The organism is Pseudomonas sp. P1.8, assembly GCF_001269805.1.
Taxonomy (GTDB): domain Bacteria; phylum Pseudomonadota; class Gammaproteobacteria; order Pseudomonadales; family Pseudomonadaceae; genus Aquipseudomonas.
Window position 1 is genome coordinate 219,203 of the sequence record NZ_LHVM01000007.1, and the last position, 17,338, is coordinate 236,540.

A 17,338-nucleotide genomic window follows, 5' to 3' on the forward strand; every position below is an offset into this window, starting at 1 on the left:
GGAGCGCGATTAAACGCAGCCTGCTGGGGCTATAGCAGGAGCTGTGCCAACGGGGAGAGGGCCGGTTTAGAGGGGGTAGGGTGTTTCGGTGAGCGGAAATCCGCTTATGTTCGGCTGGGGATGAGCGGAAAACTGCTGATTGGTTCGTGAATTTGCAGTGCCTGTTCTGGCCTCATCGCTGGCAAGCCAGCTCCCACAGAGGATCTGTGTACTCCGCACATTGTAGGAGCTGGCTTGCCAGCGATGAGGCCCGTCCAAACGCTACAAAAACATCTCTCGGCTCAACCCATGCCGTTGCATCTTTTCATTGAAGGTCCGACGCGGCAGTTGCAGTTCTTCAAGCACCGCTTTGATGTCGCCCTTGTGTCGGGTCAGCGCTGCGCGCAGGCATTGCGCTTCGAACGCTTCCTGCTGCGCCGCCAGTGATTGCCCGGGTTCGATGCCTACGGGTGTCATCTCGCCAAGCCCCAATACCTGCCGCTCGGCCACGTTCGCCAGTTCGCGCACGTTGCCCGGCCAGTCGTGGCTCAGCAGATGGCTCAATTGCGGACCACTCAATGGTGCAAAGCTACGGCCCAGCCGCTCCGCAGCACTTTGGGCAAACGATTCGAACAATAACGGAATGTCTTCACGGCGCTCGCGCAACGGCGGCAAACGCAATTCGGCAACGTTCAAGCGATAGGCCAGGTCCTCGCGGAAACGACCAGCCCGAGCTTCGTCGAGCAGGTCTGGTTTGGTCGCGGCAATGATGCGCAAGTCCACGTGGATGCTTTGATTGGAACCCAATCGTTCAAGCTTGTGTTCCTGTATCACCCGCAGCAGTTTCACTTGCTGGGCCAGGGGCATGCTTTCGATCTCATCGAGAAACAGCGTGCCGCCGTCGGCGTATTCGAGCTTGCCGATACGCTTGCCTTGGGCGCCCGTGAACGCGCCGCTTTCGTGGCCGAACAACTCGGCTTCGAACAGTTGCTCCGGGATCGCTGCACAGTTGAGTGCGACAAAAGGTTTGTCGGCCCGCGGTCCGAAGTCGTGCAGGCAGCGGGCGACCAGTTCCTTGCCGCTGCCGGTTTCGCCGCGGATCAGCACATTGACCGGCAACGTCGCCAGGTCGAGCACTTGCCGGCGCAAGGTCTGTAAACCCTTGGAGACGCCCAGCAGGGTCGTATCGAGTTTGGCGCGGTTGTCGGCCTGTTCGTGCAGTGCGCGGTTTTCCAGAACCAGCCGACGCTTGTCGAGGGCGCGGCGCAGGCTGCCGAGCAGGGTCTCGGGGCTGAAGGGTTTTTCGAGGAAGTCGTAAGCACCATCGCGCATGGCCTCGACGGCCATCGGCACATCGCCGTGGCCGGTCAGCAGAATCACCGGCAAGTCGGCGTCGCGGCGTTGTACTTCGGCCAGCAGTTCCAGACCGGTCATGCCGGGCATGCGCACGTCGCTGAGAATCACCCCGGCAAAGTGCTTGGGCAGCTGCGCCAGGCATTCATCGGCGCGACTGAACAATTGCACCTCGAACCCCGACAGGCTCAACCATTGTTCGACGGCGCTGCGGATGCTGCTTTCGTCGTCGACCACCATCACTGCGTTCAGCATGGTTCAGGTGCCTCCTGGTCGATGGGCAGGGTCAGGGTAAACACCGCGCCGTTGTCATGATTGTCGGCGCTCAGACGACCGCCCGATTCGTGCACGATGGCGAAAGACACTGCCAGTCCGATACCCAGGCCATCGCCCACCGGTTTAGTGGTGAAGAACGGATCGAACACCTTTGACAGGTTCTCTTCGGCGATGCCGCCACCGTTGTCGATAACGCTCAGGCGCCACAAGTGTTCGTCGGCTTCGAGGCGGATTTCCAGACGCTTGCAGGGTTTGTCCTGCATCGCATCCAGCGCATTGCGCAGCAGATTGATCAACACCTGCTCCAGACGAATCGCATCGCCACGCACCCAAGCCGGGCGGGTCAGGTGCAGCACCGTACTGACTTGCTCGTCGCGCAGTCGTGTCTCGAGCAATTGCAGCGATTGATCCACCACGGCAGCCAGGTCCAGGCGTTCGCGCAAGCCGCTGGGGCTTTTGCGGGCGAAGGTTTTCAAGTGGCCGGTGAGGGCCGCCATGCGCGTGAGCATATCGTCCACCGGCTTGAGCGCCTTGTAGGCGTCGTCGACCCGGCCATGGTCGAGCAGCAGACGCAGGGTTGCCAGCTGCATGCGCTGGGCGGTCAATGGCTGGTTGATTTCATGGGCAAGGGCGGCCGACATCTGGCCAAGTGCGGCGAGTTTGGCCGATTGCACCAGGCCTTCCTGTGCGGTGCGCAGGTCACGGGTACGCTCCTGTACAAGCTGTTCGAGCTCTTCGCGACTGCGCTGGCGCATTTTTGCCAGGCGCCAGCGCTGATTGAGGAACAGCAACAGAAACACCACTGTCAGCCACAAACCGGCGGCGGCAAGGGCGGCGTTGCGGCTGTCTTCGAAGGCAACCTGTGGGCGGCGCAGCAGGTGCAGCGTCCAGCCTTCGGTGCTCAGGGGCAGCGACTCCCATAGATAATCCGCTTTGCCATCGGGGCCATCGACCCGCGCCAGATCGCTGTTGTCGTCGAAACGTCGCAGCGACTCAAATGCGAGCGGGGTCAGGGTTTGTTTGTCGTATTGACGGGTGGTCTTGAGCTCGGCGTGATCGCTGTCGCTCAACGGCTGGAGCACGCGATAGCGCCAGCCTGGCTGGTTGGCGATGAAGATGATCCCGCGCTTGTCGCTGACCAACAGCGTGTCGCTGCCCTGGCGCCACTCGCGTTCCAGCTCCGGAAATTCCAGTTTTACCACCATGGCGCCGAGGAACTGGTTTTCTTCATCCGTCACGGCGCTGGACAGGAAGTAGCCGGGAATCCCGCTGGTCACGCCCACGGCATAAAAGCGCCCGGTGCCTTGGGTGCGGGTCTGATTGAAATAAGGACGGAAGCCGTAATTGTGCCCGACGTAACTACTGGGCAGGCGCCAGTTGCTGGCCGCGATGGCCAGGCCGGTGCGATCGAGCAGTTCGAGGGTCGAGGATTCGGCGGCGCCGTTGATTTTTTCCAGTTTGCGGTTCAGCGCATCCTGTTGTTCAGGGCTCACCGACCCCTTGAGCGCCGAGCGCAATTCCGGGTCCAGCGCCAGCACGGCGGGCAGGGCGCGGTAGCGTTCGATCAGGGTGTGCAGTGAGTTGGCGTACAGCGCCAATTGCTGATTGGCCCGGGCCGCGTCTTCGACCATTGACTGGCGCACGGTGTGGCGCATGGCCAAGGTGGCGGCGATGGCGGCGCTGGCGAGGATGAGCAGGGTGAACAACGTCAGGCGCAGGAATCTGGAGGTCGGGAGCATTGAACCGAAATCGGATTGAAGACTGGACGCGCAAGATAGCATGTGAACCTTTTTGCGCCAGGTCTCATCTGCTTGGGTGAAGACTTGAGTTCAACGATTCATGCTTAGGCGCATTTGTATCATTTCATCCACCAGTTGCCCCATCGAGAAAACTCTGCTCTCTTTTTTATCCAGGTCCATGCGATCCAAGTCATCAAAGTTCAAGTGCGCTTCGTGCATCCTATTGGCCTCCCCGGTCTGCTCAGACGGGCTGCCACCAGCATCTGCGTTGAGATGTACGAGCATTCTCGGACTGTTCAATACCAGGTTTTCAAGCAAGGACACGCCACCAACGTTGCTGGCATCGATTTCATAGAAGTAATAGGGACGGCCAGCTTGGGCTGCATAAAACATTGCCCCTTCAAGCGTCTCTGCGACAATCAAGGAATCCCCACTGACCATTTTATCAACCGCAGTGAATTCCTCTGAAGGTTTGAATCCCTCCTTTTTTAACTCTTCAGGGCTACGCAGGTCTGCACGGTAGACCTTGCCACCAAAACTGGTTCTTTGCAGCAGGTTCCTGCTGTTCCAGAAATGGTCGGACAAATTGGGGTTTGCATCCTGAATGTTGAGCACAATATTTTGATCATCGGTTGGCGCCGGTGGACTGCCAGGACTGTTTTCAGAGTCTGAACGACTTGATTCACTGCGTGAGCGATTGGTGTCGGGAGATACGGGCGAGGTTTGGTAGTCCATTGATTCATCAACGGCTTCAATCGGTTCCAGGCTATAGGCGGCTCTCAAGTCGGGTTCGACCCTTAAAAAATCGTCCATAGTCTCGTCGTCGTATGGCTGCCACATACGCCCATCAGGATCAATCCTGCAGACTGGGTTGTTTCCACAGAATCGATACAAATTCAGTCCGTTAATCGAGCCAAACGGATCCGGATTAATCCACCGACACAACCACGGCGCGTAATACCTCAACCCATAGTCATACAACCCGCTCGCATCCCGCTCCTTGCCCGAATACCGAACGGTTTTGTAATCGGCCTCGACCTTCGATCGGGCCGCCCACCACGCCGTGCCGCCGTAGGGGTAATAGCCTTCATGGCTGATGATTTCAGCCTGGTCGTCCAGCTCCAGGGTGCTGGAGCCCAGATGATCGTTGAGGCAAAAGCGTAATTGATCCTGCCGGATGCCGTCGGGCGGTGGGGTGACCCAGTGCAGACACCGCACCTGACCTCGTTCGGTCTGTACGGTGATGACTTCCAAGTGTTCGCCATCATCCTGCGTGCGTATCTCCAGCCCCGGCAGATAGCGAACGTTGCGCACATGCGTCATGCCGCTGGCGACGCAACGTTGGTGTTTGCGTACTCGCAGGTGCTGGTGGTCATACACGTAATATTCAGCGTCGTCCTCGTTGTCTTTGCGGCTGATGACTGTGATCTGTTGCAGTTGGTTTTGCCCACTCCAAAGCAGGTGCTGACCATGGGGATGCAGCGCTTGCAGGTTGCCGTTGAGATCGAAACCTTTACCGAAATCGGGCAACAGCTGTTCATCCCAGGGCAGGGCGCGGTTGCTCTCGTCGGCGACTTTGAATGCTCTGCGATGCGCCTGGCCGGGATGACCGCTTTGGTGGCGCAACAACGTCAGGTTGCCGCCCTTGTCGTATTCATAATGTTCGGTGTAGTTGAGAAGCCGGGAACTGTCACCCGGACCGAGCGTCAATTCCGGCAGCTCCGGGCGAATGTTTTGACCCGGGACTTCACGACCCGACGCACTGATCAACCGGGACAGGCTGTCGTAGACATAGTGATTGGTTGATTCAACGAGCTGGTTGGCAAAGTAGTGCGTGGGTTGTGCGTGATCTTGCAGTTCCACCACGTTGCCGGCCGCATCATGCGTATAACCGAGGTCCTGCAACTGTCCTCGACCGACACGTTCGGTCACCAGGCGTTGCAAACGTCCATTGGCAGGGTCGAACTGCGAGTGGGTCGTCGTACCATTGCCGCTGGTTTGCGATTCGGTCTGGCCTTGGGCGCTGTACCCAACACTGTGCAGCATTACTTTTTCCGCGACGTCGTCCTTGAGTTGCAAGCGAACCTGTTGAAGTTGACCGGCCCGATCAAAATGCCAGGATTGGCGATGGCTCCGGGCATCGGTCTGACGAACCAGATCGTTGCTGGGGCTGTAATCTCGGCGAGTCTGGAAACCCTCGCCAGGTTCGAGCAATTCGTTGCGGGCTTCTGGTAATAGCGGCCAGTCGGGGCTTTGCAGGGTTTTCAGAAAGTGTCGCCGCTGGACAAGCCGTTGACCGAGCAAACCGTACGCCTCTGAATGCAGGGTGCCAGCGGTGTCATCGAAACGGATCAACTGTCCACACTGATTTTGCGCAGCGAACCCGGCCCGATTGTCAGCATAAGTCAGGCGCTCAATCGTTCGAAACGCCGAGCCGCGGGTCTGCTCATGTGTCGCGGTCAGTCGTTGCATTGGGTCGTAGTCGTGTTTCCAGTGGCTGCCTCGGCTATCCCAATGATTGCGGATCAGCCCGGCTTCGCCGGCCATCTGCAAAGTCCAGCCAGAATCGACACTGGACCTGGATACCTCCTTCCCCGCGAGACTGAACACCGTGGCCATGTTCGGACCGACCGTGTGCGCCAGAAAACGGGGATCGCGCTGCGCCACCAAACGTCCTGCGCTGTCGTGTTGTTGAGCGGTGACAAGCGCCTCAGGGATGAGCTCGGTAATCTCCCGTCGCCAGTAGCTCACTTGGCGCACTGGCAAGCCACGGCTGTCGAAGGCTGCCAGCTGTGGAGTGTGGGAGTGAATGTTCCGGTTCAATGCAGTGTCCATCCATTGCGCGTTTTCACCGGCGGTGTTGGGTCAAACAGATCGTTCTCATCGAAGAACAGGTCGTACCAGCAGCGATAGCACTGTTCCCGTCTTAAGGGCTTGAGTTCCGAGTTTTCTCCCTGGGGCATTTTTTTGGCCAGTACCGTCTGCGTCGGCCGGCCGGCGGCGTCGTAGAATTGTTGATCGTGATAGGCGAACTGGCGTAACGACTCGTCGTTGATACGGCGAAACTGATCGGCGAAGTACGGCCGGTAGATCCGCACTGTCTGGCCCTTGTTGTTGTATTCGACCGGTTCGCTGACCCGCCAGCGCCGCGTGGCTTCGGCTTCCTCAGGGGTACCATCCTCCTTGAGTTTCAGTGTGCCGTCCGGCTTGACCACCCAGGCTTTGCCACGCTCGACTTCCTGCTTGCTTTGCAGCACGCGGCCGAAGCCATCCTGATGGATGATGGCAATGCGAATCTGCAACTCCGGGTCACCCGGATAACGGTCGGCCTGCAAGGTGGCGACGTGCACCGGTTCTCGATGAGCGGCCTCAATATATTGCTGGAGAAGCCGTTCAAACTCGTTCGGGTCTTCGAGTTCCCGCAGATGCTGGCGGGCGCGGTCGCACAGGTGGCCACTGGGAAGCACGAAGCCTTCTGCTCGAGCCCAGGCCAGCCATTCGTCACTGGGTTGGGTGTCCGTTGGGACCCGGCCCATCCAGCTGAAAGCATCGCTGAACATCGCCATGGCGTAGTTGCCGATGGCCTCCAGAGGCGATTCGATGGCGTGCGCCGGGCTGCGGTCGTCGGGTCGCACGTAATCGTCGAGGGGATCGAAACCGACTTCCACACCCAGTTCGGTGCCAAAAAAGCTGGTGACCAGCCCTTCACCAAAGGCGTTGTAGCACGCCTGCCGGGTATTGCGATTGGGGTCTTCGATGGACGCAGGCAAAAACGTGCAGTAATCGGTGTTCAACGTTTGGGTGATACAGCCGTCCGGCAATTCGATGGCGGTGTGCAGGCACCCGTAGGGGTCATTGGTGACTTTGGTGATGCCGTGGCTCTGGGTCTGCTGGAAAAAATCGACATTGTAGAAATCCTCCAGGCCAAGGTAGTGCGCGAAGCCGCGGTGCACCGACCACAGGTAGTTTTTTGCATCGGTTGGGTCTTCGGGTTCGGACAGTTCAACCTCGGGCAAGAACCACTCCATGATGTGGTAACCCACCTCTTCGAGTTTTTCCTTGAGGTTGAACGGCATGTTGCCGTTTTCGTCCTTGAGCTTGTCGTAGGCGCTCAGGGCGGTGGCATCCAGCTCGGCGATTTTCACGTAACCGGGCAGCGCATGGTACGTCGCAGATCCCTTGTCCATGGTCTGACCGGTGTCGGGATCGATGTAGTACTGCATGGACATGCTGGCAAGCACTGCCTTTTTCGCCCATTCCCCGTCGTCCGTGCTCCATTCCAGAAACTTTGCGTGGTGGATGTCCTTGCTGCTCAGCTGCCCTTTTTCCAGTACCAGCGCATTAGTGCGTTCCCGATAGGGCAGACCCAGTCGATAGCGCACTCCCGGTTTCCAGGCGTCTTCATCGTAGATATCGATGTATTCGGCTTTGGACTCGGTCAAATACCAGCGCTGTTGTGACTCATCGTGGGCGTCCGTCCAGTATCGGCTTTCATGTTCGTCGTCGAAGGGCGGTGTTTCGGCGGTTCTGCGTCGGGCGTAATAGACGATGAAAGCATGCAGTACGCTGCCGAACTCGTCCCATCTCAGATTGAGCGTGTGTTCGCAGCGCGGATCGTCGGGCAATTCAGGTTCGTACTGATAGCTGATCGATTCCAGTGCCATGGGTTGCAGCACGGTATAGGGATAGTGAAGTCCTTTTGCGCGCAGTATGCGCACCTGATAGCGGTTTTCTTTCACTGCATAGGGCACTTCCGGTTTATCGGCAGCGAACACCTCAGTTCGCAACTCTACGCCGCTCAGTGCGCGTGCAATCTCGCGAGATGTTTCTTCGTCCTGCGGTCCAACGGGTTCTGCCGCTTTGTCCCGACGATGAAACTGCTCCAGTTTTGTTGGCAAAAGGGCGATAGCTTCCGTATCGCCCGGGTAATAGCCGTCCCTGGGCTGATCAATGGATTTACCCGTGTGAAACCAGGTTTTACTCAGAGAAGGCGCGGTAAAGCCCAGGGTTGAGCGTTCCGCCTCAGTGGCTTCGGTGTCAATCTGCATGACCAGGCCAAAGCCCCGGAACTCCCGTTCAATGGGGTCGTAGTAGCCCTGGCGATAGCTCATGACCTGAGTCAGTCGATTACGGGTGATTTCATCGAACCGGGTTTGACGCTTGACCAGATGCATCGCGAACGGCACTTCGGATTCGAAGACCTTGTCTTTATCGATCTGGTGTTGTTCAAACTCCTCATCCAGGAGTTCCTGCGCTGAACTGCGATACTCGATGCAGCTGCGAGCCCCCATGTTGTTGTTGCTGCTATCGATCAGGTAGGGTTTGGCATGGACAAAATCATAACGCCAGTGCTGTGGGGTCATGTGGGGAACAGTCAGCACCAGGCTGGAACAGCCCAATCCCAGCAGATCGGCAATGGTGACCTGGCACAAATTGTCGTAACGCACGCCTTCCGGCCAGGGAATATCAATGGATTGCTTGGCAAAGCCCTTGCCGCATTGGTTCATGAACACGCGGAAGCAATCGGATTCCAGGCAGATCAAGTCGGCTGCGCCCGAGCCGTCCAGGTCGGCGAGCAGCACCCGGGAAGCGTTGAACGCCTCATAAAGAAACGTCGGGGTGCTGAGCAGGATTTTTTTGCCAAAGCGACCATGGCCGAGGTTCGGCCAGCACTCCAGGCTGTCGTGACTCAGGCGAAACAAGTGCTGTTTGCCGCTGCCCAACACATCGCTGAAACCCACGACTTGCGTTTGCGAATTGCGCGGCTGTGGCAGTGCGTCGTCCTTGTGTGGCACGTCACGCCCAATACTGAAGCCGTTGTCCTCGCCCAGGTTGGTGTACAAACGCACACTGTTGTTGCCGATCATGGCCAAATGAGTTCGACCATCGCCCACCAGATCGGCCATTTGCGCCTGGGGATGGAAGTACTCCAGCGGGAAGGCTTTATAGGTGACGAACGTTGACCATTGGCGGTCGGGGTTCAGGGTAAAAAAGCCATTCATGGTCGGGGCGTGCACGCCCCATTCCAGTTTGCCATCACCGTTGAGGTCGCTGAGGGTCTGGCGCAGTGCCTTGCTGCTGTCGGCCACCGGAATGGAGAGTAACTCCGTTAACTCGCCATAGCACACGTCATCGCCACCGCTTTGGGCCCGTAACACGTCGCGGTAATACCAGGCTTTGTCGTAGCGGCACAACACACCCGGCATACCCTTGCCGTACAGATCTACCAACTGGTAGCGCTGGCCGTCGTTGAGCCCCGGCATCTGCGGGAAAGATTTCCAGCCCGGTTGTTTGCCAGCGAGATCGAAAGGCGCGTAGTTGAACTCCTTCGGCGGCCGGCTCTCGACCTTGCCTTGGCGGTCATAGGCCTGAAGGTGCGCGGCCGTCAGTTGGTTGTATCCCAGTGGGCTCTCGTGGTGCTCCAGCAGCAAGCGCTGCACCAGCTTCGGTGAACCACTCAGTTCCCCGGGGAAATGGTGGAACATCAACACTTGGCGGCACAGTTGCCGAGTGCCCAGTGCGAATCCGTAGTCGTGATTCCAGAACGGATCGCTACGCCCGCCCCATTCACCGAACTCTTCGCCTTCCTGCATGTAAGGAGGGCCGTAGACCGGTGTGATCGTCAGGTCATGGCTGCGTTCGCCATAATCGAACACCAGATGAAAGTGAAAATCCACGTTCTTCCAGCCATCGGTATTCCAGGAATACAGCTCCGACTCCGCTACTGCGTTGCCATACAGCACCCGATGCAGATAGCGCTGGGCGCGATAGTCGCGAAAATCTGGCGGAGCGGGTTCTTCGGTTTCGGCCTTGTACTCGAAGACCATGTGTTCGCCGCGAACATTGACGCTCTCGTCCAGCAGCCACACACCGACACGTTCGGGTTCGGTTGGTTTGTTCGGGTCTTTGGGTTCGGCCCGGCGCGAGGCGAGCGTCTTGCCATACATCTGGATGCTGCCATCGGGGCCGTGAATCAGCCAGAAACCTGCCCTGTCGCTGTCAGTGAACCATCGTTCGATCCTGACGAAATCGCCCTCGATCCGAGGCTGGTAACGGACTACCTGATAGGATATTCCTGCGACGGTTTCCGCTCTTTCAATGATCTCTCCTTTACCGTCAAGCTCCGGCATCCAGACTTCGCCGTCGGGGCCGACGGGCAAATCCTTGCCGTCATAAAGCGGAACGCCTTTGCTCGTACGCAACGTGATGGCGTTAACGGTCAAGTGCCAGCCGATGCCAAACATACTATTGCCAACATGACTGCCATAGCTGAGCGAAAGGGCCGGTGCCAGATCACGATTGGGAGCTTTGGAAATGGGCAGCGGCAATGAAAGCGAGGCGGCACCCAAGGTGCCCACCGCGCCCCACCCCCCAAAGCTGGCAATGGCGCCGCCAATTTTTGGTTGGGCGGGGGCGGAAATATTGATAGTGCCTTTTTGTTCTTCCGTGGCCATTTCGGTTCCCACCTGACAAGGGTGCACAAGTGCATTCAACTTATCAGAGGGCTTGCGGCCTGTGACCTGTCATATCTGACAGGTCAGCCCAAAAAAAACCGGCCTGTCGTTGCCGACAGGCCGGTTTTATACTTGGGGTTTAAGCGCCGCTTACTGCACTTCCACCGCCAGGCTTTCACTGATTTTTTGCTGCCAGATGGCAGGACCAGTGATGTGTACCGACTCGCCCTTGCTGTCAACCGCGACGGTCACCGGCATGTCCTTGACGTCGAACTCATAGATCGCTTCCATGCCCAGTTCGGCGAAAGCGACTACACGGGACTTCTTGATCGCTTGCGCCACCAGGTAAGCCGCGCCGCCGACAGCCATCAGGTAGACGGCCTTGTGGTCCTTGATCGCTTCGATCGCAGTCGGGCCGCGCTCGGATTTGCCGATCATGCCCAGCAAGCCGGTCTGCTCGAGGATCTGACGGGTGAACTTGTCCATCCGCGTTGCGGTAGTCGGGCCAGCCGGGCCAACCACTTCTTCGCGCACCGGATCAACCGGGCCGACGTAGTAGATGAAACGACCCTTGAGGTCTACCGGCAGGGTTTCGCCCTTGTTCAGCATCTCGACCATGCGCTTGTGCGCGGCGTCGCGACCGGTAAGCATCTTGCCGTTGAGCAGGACGGTTTCGCCCGGCTTCCAGCTCTGCACTTCTTCCGGAGTCAGGGTGTCGAGGTTGACGCGACGGGCCGACGGGCCAGCTTCCCAGACGATTTCCGGGTAGGCGTCCAACGGTGGTGCTTCCTGGGCAACCGGTCCGGAACCGTCGAGCACAAAGTGCGTGTGACGGGTGGCGGCGCAGTTGGGGATCATGCACACCGGCAGCGAGGCTGCGTGAGTCGGATAATCCATGATCTTCACGTCGAGCACGGTGGTCAGGCCACCGAGGCCCTGGGCGCCGATGCCCAATTGGTTGACCTTCTCGAACAGCTCCAGGCGCATTTCTTCAATGCGATTGGACGGGCCGCGCTTTTTCAGCTCGTGAATGTCGATGGATTCCATCAACACTTCTTTAGCCATGACAGCGGCTTTCTCGGCGGTGCCGCCGATGCCGATCCCGAGCATGCCCGGAGGGCACCAGCCGGCGCCCATGGTCGGAACGGTCTTGAGCACCCAGTCGACGATTGAGTCGGACGGGTTGAGCATGGCCATTTTCGACTTGTTCTCGGAACCGCCGCCCTTGGCCGCCACGTCCACTTCCACGGTGTTACCCGGAACGATGGAGTAGTGGATCACGGCCGGGGTGTTGTCCTTGGTGTTCTTGCGAGCGCCCGCCGGGTCGGCGAGGATCGAAGCGCGCAGGACGTTTTCCGGCAGGTTGTAGGCGCGACGTACGCCCTCGTTGATCATGTCGTCCAGGCTCATGGTGGCGCCATCCCAACGCACGTCCATGCCCACGCGGACAAACACGGTCACGATGCCGGTGTCCTGGCAGATCGGACGGTGGCCGGTGGCGCACATGCGCGAGTTGATCAGGATCTGTGCCATCGAGTCGCGAGCCGCTGGCGATTCTTCGCGCAGGTAGGCCTCGTGCATCGCCTGGATGAAATCCACGGGGTGGTAGTAGGAAATGAACTGCAGGGCGTCGGCAACGCTCTGAATCAGGTCGTCTTGCTTGATCACGGTCATGAGTCGCGCTCCTCTAAAAGACGGGAACATTCAATAAGGTGCTTGCAGCTTGGGTGCATCGGTCGGTTGCAAGCACCTTTCAAGGCACGCCGGGGCTGCTGGCGCGACGCTAAAAAGGCGCGGCAGTATACCGCGCCTCACGGGCAGGCACACGCGCCGGCAGTCAATCGTTGGTCGCATACCGCACATATCCGCAGGAGCTGCCGAAGGCTGCGATCTTTGAGGTAGTTTTTTGAGGCGCAAGATCAAAGGATCGCAGCCTGCGGGGAATGTCAGTCAAGGATTTGACGCCGGTTTTTCGCCCCTAAAATTGAATGGTCATTTAACGACCGCGCTACTAAAGTGACATTTGGTCTGTAGAGTAGGACGCTCCGTCAGCCTCCATTATTGGTGAGTCAACGATTGACCCCTAACGCCATCCAGCAACTGTTGCTCAAGCGTTTTGCCCTCGCGGCCGGCACCTATGCCCTGGCATTGCTATTGCTGTGGCTGGCTTTTTTTACGGATCACTTTACTGGATCTCAGTCTGGTGTCGCCGTCGGTAGTGCGCTGGTGGTCATCAGCCAGGCCATTCTGTTCGCGCTGTTTTATTCCGGCCTCAACCTGCGCTTTGCCGACCCGAGCCTGACCGAGGCGCAAGTGTTGCTGGGGCTGGGGTGGCAAACCTGGCTGGTCGCCCATCTGGACGAAGCCCGTGGCGCGTTCCTGGTGTTCTATGTCCTGATTCTGCTCTTCGGCCTGTTCCATCTGTCGCGCCGCGCCTTTGTGCGTTGTGCTCTGTTGGTGTTCTTCAGTTTTTGCGCGATCACCCTCTGGGAAGGCTACCACTCCCAGTTGCCGGACCCGGCCACGGCGGTGTTGCAGGTGTGCGTGTTGTTTATCGTACTGGTGTGGCTGGTGCTGTATGCCCGCTATATCCAGGCCTCGCGGCAACTGATGCGCCAGCGGCGATTCGCCTTGCAGGCACACCAGGACACCTTGCGCGGAATGATGCGTCAGCTCGAGGATCTGGTGGCTACCGACGAACTGACCGGCCTGTTCAATCGCCGGCATTTCCTGCGCCTGGCTTCCCGTGAGTTGAATGCCATGGACGCCGGTGTGGTGCATGGCCTGGCATTGATCGACCTCGATCACTTCAAACGCATCAACGATGTACACGGCCACGCGGCCGGCGATCAGGTGTTGCAGGCCTTTGCTGGCGTGGCCACAGCCTGCCTGCGCGAGGGCGATGTGCTGGCCCGCTACGGCGGTGAAGAGTTCGTTGTGCTGCTTCCCGATTGTGATGCCGAGCGTTTGACGGCTTGTTGCGAGCGGCTGCGTATCGCCTTCACCGATGTAGAGATGGTGGGTCTCAATGTGCGCAACCTCAGCCTGTCGGCCGGGATGACCCTGCTGGCGCTCGGCGACGATCTTGACGATGCCTTGCAACGGGCCGATCAGGCGCTGTATCGCGCCAAGCGTGACGGACGCAACCGTTGTGCCGCGGCGTGGGAGAACGTCGATGCCTGAGTTGCGGGTCGGAGACAAACAATGGTCGGTAGCGGCGGGCAGCAATCTGCTCGACGCACTGAATCACAATGGCGTGGCGGTGCCTTATAGCTGTCGCGCCGGCAGCTGTCATGCGTGCCTGGTGCAGTGCATGCAGGGTTTGCCAAATGACAGTCGTCCCGATGCCTTGAGCGCGCAGCAGCGTGAGCAGGGTTGGCGCCTGGCGTGTCAGTGTCAGGTGGTCGAGGACTTGCAGGTGCATGCCTTTGATCCGTTGGTCGATGGTCGCCCTGCTGAAATTTCAGCCGTCGACTGGTTGAGCACCACGGTGCTGCGCTTGCGCGTAATCCCGCAACGACCGTTGCGTTACAGGGCCGGACAGCATCTGGTGTTGTGGGCGGATCATGTGGCACGGCCCTATTCCTTGGCGAGCTTGCCCGAAGAGGAACGGTTTCTGGAGTTCCACCTTGATTGTCGTCTACCGGGTAAATTCAGTGAGGCGGCTCGCCACTTCAAGATCGGCGAATCGATCCGCCTGGGTGAGCTGCGCGGTGGCGCCTTGCATTATGACCCGGACTGGCATGCCCGACCGCTGTGGCTGATGGCGGCGGGCACCGGTCTGGGGCCGCTGTTTGGCGTTTTGCGCGAAGCCTTGCGACACAATCACCAAGGCGACATCCGCGTCATTCACCTGGCCCATGATGCCGATGAGCATTACCTGGCCAAACCCCTGCAAGCCATGGCTGCCAGCCGCCAAAACCTTAGTGTCGAGCTGTGGACCCCGGCCGGGTTGCCAGCGGCTTTGGCGCAACTGCGGCTTGTTTCGCGGCAAACCATGGCCTTACTCTGCGGAGCCCCCGACAGCGTCGACAGCTTTGCACGGCGTCTTTACCTGGCGGGACTGCCGCGCAATCAACTGCTGGCCGATGTGTTCCTGCCCCGTGGTTGAGCGCTGACTTCTCAGACGCGAGATTTGCCATGACCGATGCCATCCAGGTTGAACGCGAACGCGGCCTGCTGACCCTGCGCCTGAATCGTCCGGACAAGAAAAACGCCCTGACTCGCGCCATGTACAGTCACTTGGCCGAGGCGTTGCAACAAGCCGACAGTGACCCCGAAATCAACGCCGTGCTGATCACCGGGTCCGCCGAGTGCTTTACCGCCGGCAATGACATCGCCGACTTCATCCAGCAACCACCGAGCAATCTTGACAGCCCGGTGTTTCATTTCATGCTCAACCTGCTCGAATGCCGCAAACCGGTGATTGCCGCTGTGGCGGGGGTGGCGGTGGGGATTGGCACAACGATGTTGCTGCATTGCGATCTGGTCTATGTGAGCCGCGATGCACGCTTGCGCATGCCGTTCGTCAATCTCGGTTTATGCCCGGAGTTCGGTTCCAGTCTTATTCTGCCGCGGCTGCTGGGGCAGGCCAAAGCGGCGGAGCTGTTGTTGCTGGGAGAAGGCTTTAATGGTGAACAGGCTGCGGCGTGGGGCATTGCGTCCCAAGCCTTGGGCAGTGGCGAAGAAGCCTTGGCCAAGGCGCGGGAGATGGGGCTGCGCTTCGAATCGTTGCCGCCGGAAGCGGTGCGCATCAGTAAGCAATTGATGAAAGCGCCGGATCGGGAATTGCTGCGCAAAGTGATCGAGGAGGAGGGCGCGTTGTTTACCCAGCGGCTGCGATCGCCGGAAGCGTTGGCGGCGTTGACCGGGTTTATCAAACGGCATTGAGTTTTGTGGTGACAGAGTGGGCGTCATCGCTGGCAAGCCAGCTCCTACAGTTGATTTGCGGTGTTCATACGATCCCTGTAGGAGCTGGCTTGCCAGCGAAGAGGACAGATCAGAAGACTCACCTTCAGGATCAGGAAGCAAAAAGCCCCGCCATTCACATGGCGGGGCTTTTGATTTTCGAACAACCGGTCACTCAGACCATCGGGTCGCCAACGTGCAGGATTTTCATGCCGTTGGTGCCGCCGGTGGTGTGGTAGCTGTCGCCCTTGGTCAGAATGACCCAGTCGCCTTTCTGCACGACGCCGCGCTTGACCAGCTCGTCGATTGCTTTCTGGCTGACTTCGTTCGGCGCCAGCGAAGCCGGGTCGAACGGGATGGTGTACACGCCACGGAACATTGCCGCGCGTGCCTGGGCTTCGCGGTGCGGGGTGAACGCGTAGATCGGCACCGAGGAACGGATGCGCGACATGATCAGCGGGGTGTAGCCACTTTCGGTCAGGGCGATGATCGCTTTCACGCCCGGGAAGTGGTTGGCGGTGTACATGGTCGCCAGTGCAATGCTTTCGTCGCAGCGGGTGAACTCCTTGCCGATGCGGTGGCTGGAAGTCTTGCTGGTCGGGTGCTTTTCGGCACCGACGCAGATACGCGCCATGGCCTGAACAGCTTCCAGCGGGTACAAACCGGCAGCACTTTCGGCCGAAAGCATCACGGCGTCGGTGTAGTCGAGTACGGCGTTGGCCACGTCGGACACTTCGGCGCGGGTCGGCATCGGGTTCTGGATCATCGACTCCATCATCTGGGTCGCGACGATCACCGCCTTGTTGTGACGGCGTGCGTGCAGAATGATCTTCTTCTGGATGCCCACCAGTTCGGCGTCGCCGATTTCCACACCCAGGTCGCCACGGGCAACCATCACCGCGTCGGACGCCTTGATCAGGCCGTCGAGGGTTTCGTCGTCGGCCACGGCTTCGGCGCGTTCGATCTTCGCCACCAGCCAGGCGGTGCCGCCGGCCTCGTCGCGCAGCTTGCGGGCGTATTCCATGTCGGCGGCGTCTCGCGGGAAGGACACGGCGAGGTAGTCGACTTCCATTTCCGCAGCGAGCTTGATGTCGGCCTTGTCTTTTTCCGTCAGGGCCGGGGCGGTCAAGCCGCCACCGCGACGATTGATGCCTTTGTGGTCGGACAGCGGGCCGCCGATGGTCACGGTGCAGTTCAGTTCGTTGGCGGTGGCAGTGTCGACGCGCATCACCACGCGGCCGTCGTCGAGCAGCAGCTCGTCACCCACGCCGCAGTCCTTGACCAGGTCCGGGTAGTCGATGCCGACCACCTGCTGGTTGCCTTCGGTCAGAGGATGGCTGGTGGAGAAGGTGAATTGATCACCGATCTTCAGCTCGATCTTCTTGTTGGCGAATTTGGCGATACGGATTTTCGGGCCTTGCAGGTCACCCAGCAGGGCGACGAAGCGACCGTGCTTGGCGGCGAGGTCACGCACCAGCTTCGCGCGAGCCTTGTGCTCGTCGGGGGTGCCGTGGGAGAAGTTCAGGCGGGCGACGTCCAGGCCAGCCAGAATCAGCTGTTCGAGAACTTCCGGCGAGTTACTGGCCGGGCCAAGGGTGGCAACGATTTTGGTACGACGGACGGACATGC

At 59.3% G+C, this 17,338-nt stretch carries 9 protein-coding genes; 3 read left to right on the top strand and 6 right to left on the bottom strand.

Annotated elements, in window-relative coordinates:
* Nucleotides 1-261: 261 nt before the first annotated feature.
* The 5 genes from AD668_RS04820 to AD668_RS04840 form a co-directional block, all read right to left on the bottom strand.
* Nucleotides 262-1,587 (bottom strand): sigma-54 dependent transcriptional regulator, encoded by a 1,326-nt coding sequence (locus tag AD668_RS04820; RefSeq protein ID WP_053155246.1) that lies wholly within the window; start codon nucleotides 1,585-1,587, stop codon nucleotides 262-264.
* Nucleotides 1,581-3,347: an ATP-binding protein gene (locus tag AD668_RS04825; protein WP_053155248.1), complete on the bottom strand. Its 1,767-nt coding sequence runs from the start codon at nucleotides 3,345-3,347 to the stop codon at nucleotides 1,581-1,583. The genes AD668_RS04820 and AD668_RS04825 overlap by 7 nt, the downstream gene beginning before the upstream one ends.
* 90 nt (nucleotides 3,348-3,437) lie before the next feature.
* On the bottom strand, nucleotides 3,438-6,182 hold the full coding sequence (locus AD668_RS04830; RefSeq protein WP_053155250.1) for an RHS repeat domain-containing protein: 2,745 nt from the start codon (nucleotides 6,180-6,182) through the stop codon (nucleotides 3,438-3,440).
* The gene (locus tag AD668_RS04835) at nucleotides 6,167-10,801 is read right to left on the bottom strand and encodes a SpvB/TcaC N-terminal domain-containing protein (protein ID WP_053155252.1); all 4,635 of its coding nucleotides are present in this window, start codon (nucleotides 10,799-10,801) and stop codon (nucleotides 6,167-6,169) included. Before AD668_RS04835 ends, AD668_RS04830 begins: the two co-directional genes overlap by 16 nt.
* Nucleotides 10,802-10,951: 150 nt before the next feature.
* Complete coding sequence (locus AD668_RS04840; protein ID WP_053155254.1) at nucleotides 10,952-12,475, bottom strand: fumarate hydratase; 1,524 nt, start codon at nucleotides 12,473-12,475, stop codon at nucleotides 10,952-10,954.
* Nucleotides 12,476-12,877: 402 nt separating this feature from the next.
* Here AD668_RS04840 and AD668_RS04845 point away from each other — a divergent pair, with 402 nt between their 5' ends.
* Genes AD668_RS04845 through AD668_RS04855 form a run of 3 tightly spaced genes read left to right on the top strand, consistent with a single transcriptional unit; the run spans nucleotide 12,878 to nucleotide 15,691 of the window.
* A complete protein-coding gene (locus AD668_RS04845) occupies nucleotides 12,878-13,984 on the top strand; it encodes a diguanylate cyclase (RefSeq protein WP_053155257.1) in 1,107 nt (368 codons plus the stop codon).
* A complete protein-coding gene (locus tag AD668_RS04850) occupies nucleotides 13,977-14,912 on the top strand; it encodes an iron-sulfur-binding ferredoxin reductase (RefSeq protein ID WP_053155259.1) in 936 nt (311 codons plus the stop codon). Before AD668_RS04845 ends, AD668_RS04850 begins: the two co-directional genes overlap by 8 nt.
* 29 nt (nucleotides 14,913-14,941) lie before the next feature.
* Entirely contained in the window at nucleotides 14,942-15,691 is a 750-nt protein-coding gene (locus AD668_RS04855) for an enoyl-CoA hydratase-related protein (protein ID WP_053155261.1), read from the top strand.
* Nucleotides 15,692-15,884: 193 nt separating this feature from the next.
* On the opposite strand, the gene pyk is transcribed toward AD668_RS04855, so the two are convergent.
* The gene (gene pyk, locus AD668_RS04860) at nucleotides 15,885-17,336 is read right to left on the bottom strand and encodes a pyruvate kinase (protein WP_053155263.1); all 1,452 of its coding nucleotides are present in this window, start codon (nucleotides 17,334-17,336) and stop codon (nucleotides 15,885-15,887) included.
* Nucleotides 17,337-17,338: the final 2 nt, after the last annotated feature.